Annotated in this window: 3 protein-coding genes; 2 read left to right on the top strand and 1 reads right to left on the bottom strand. The window is 46.6% G+C overall.

Translation table 11 applies throughout. The features are described from left to right. On the top strand, positions 1-763 hold a 763-nt coding region (locus F6K53_RS41425), incomplete at its 5' end, for a hypothetical protein (protein WP_366511435.1). Position 764: 1 nt separating this feature from the next. Next, positions 765-962: a hypothetical protein gene (locus F6K53_RS41420; protein ID WP_075902933.1), complete on the top strand. Its 198-nt coding sequence runs from the start codon at positions 765-767 to the stop codon at positions 960-962. Between the two features lie 70 nt (positions 963-1,032). Here F6K53_RS41420 and F6K53_RS41415 read toward each other — a convergent pair whose 3' ends face one another. Then, complete coding sequence (locus F6K53_RS41415) at positions 1,033-1,245, bottom strand: helix-turn-helix transcriptional regulator (RefSeq protein WP_008185208.1); 213 nt, start codon at positions 1,243-1,245, stop codon at positions 1,033-1,035. Positions 1,246-1,555: the final 310 nt, after the last annotated feature.

Below are 1,555 nucleotides of genomic sequence, written 5' to 3'. Positions count from 1 at the left end.
CCTTCAATTTACTAACTTTCAACCTGTCAACCTTGGCCTATTGGCCACGCTACGCGAACAACCTGTCAACCTTGGCCTATTGGCCACGCTACGCGAACAACCTGCTAACCTTGGCCTATTGGCCACGCTACGCGAACAACCTGTCAACTTTCAACCTGCCAACCTTGGCCTTGCGGCCACGCTACGCGAACAATCTACTAACCTCCAACCTCCCAACCTTAACCCTTCAAAGTTCTTCCGACCTGCCAACCTTGAACCTTCACCCGATCAAACCTGTTCGGTAGAGGTGGAAACGTTAACCTCCCTATTGCTTAAAGATTTACCTAGCTATGCCAATCGAGTGATTCAGAGGGCGCGGCGCTCAGACTCCACTGTGGACAACTTCAGTTATGTAATCGTGGCAGGAAAGCCAGAGTTTGAACCTCTGCCCCTTAAGTCGTTTCAATCGACCACTGTACCTAACCCAACGGATAGCGAAGCACTTCAACAAATCTTTCTAACTACCCTAGAGCGCAAGTATTTCAAGGATAAAGCTGTAGAGCTTCAGAATTATCACTGGCTATTTTTGACCAAAAGCTCTGATGGCTGGCGCTTAGTGATGATTTTTTCCCGTATTGGTTCTGTTTCAGAAGGCAAACTTCCCACACCGCCACGGGAAAGCACTAATGGTGTTATTGGTCAAGCGGTTAAGACTTGGCTGCGGGATTGTCGTGCTGGCACAATTCGAGCCTTTGAACAGAATCCCGTCAATTCCGCTCCTTAAGATGGCTACGCATATGCGCTACGCGCAGGCTACGCCAACAGCAGTTAGTGGTCAGCGGTCAGTGGTCAGCGGTCAGCGGTCAGCGGTCAGCGGTCAGTGGTCAGTGGTCAGCGGTCAGTGGTCAGCGGTCAGTGGTCAGCCGTTGGCCGTTGGCCACGCTACGGGAACAGCTTATTTTATTCAAAAGGATTGCGCATGAGCTGATAGCTGATAGCTGATAGCTGATAGCTTACGTTTAGAAAGATTTAAGACTTTAGCGCTGGTTTGCTTCACTCTTCTAAAATCTCGACTAAGTCCTGAACCATCACATCAAACGTCCTCGCTAATTTATCCATAGAAGTATAGTCAATTGTTTTTAGACCAGGACAGCGGGCATAGTGCCTTACAGTGCTGTAAATCACTCCGGAACGGTCAGAAACTTCCTTGAGTGTCCAGCCCTTCTCCTGTGCTAGTTCTCGTACTTTTAGTCTGACTAAACCCATACTTGACAATTAATCACGTTTATAGTTTAATAGTTCAATCGCGTAAACTATGAGAAGCGATCGCCCTTAAACCATAGAATTATCTCAGGGCGATCGCATCAAAAAACCTGATGTAACGAAACATCAAGGCAATACTACTTATATTAACAATACTTAGCCAAAACTTACCGGTAACCACCGTATCTTAAATCAACTATAAATCCCGAGTGTTAAAAATTGCTTGGTCTAGTCAAAGGTGTACGTTTTGAGGCAGAATTGCAACAATTGCGGCAAATGTATGTGAGCGAGAAAAGTTGGTGGGACGATTTTT

This window comes from Moorena sp. SIO4A1 (assembly GCF_010672065.1).
Lineage (GTDB): Bacteria > Cyanobacteriota > Cyanobacteriia > Cyanobacteriales > Coleofasciculaceae > Moorena.
The sequence above is the reverse complement of the archived record's forward strand: the minus strand, read 5'-3'. Positions and strand labels throughout refer to the sequence as shown.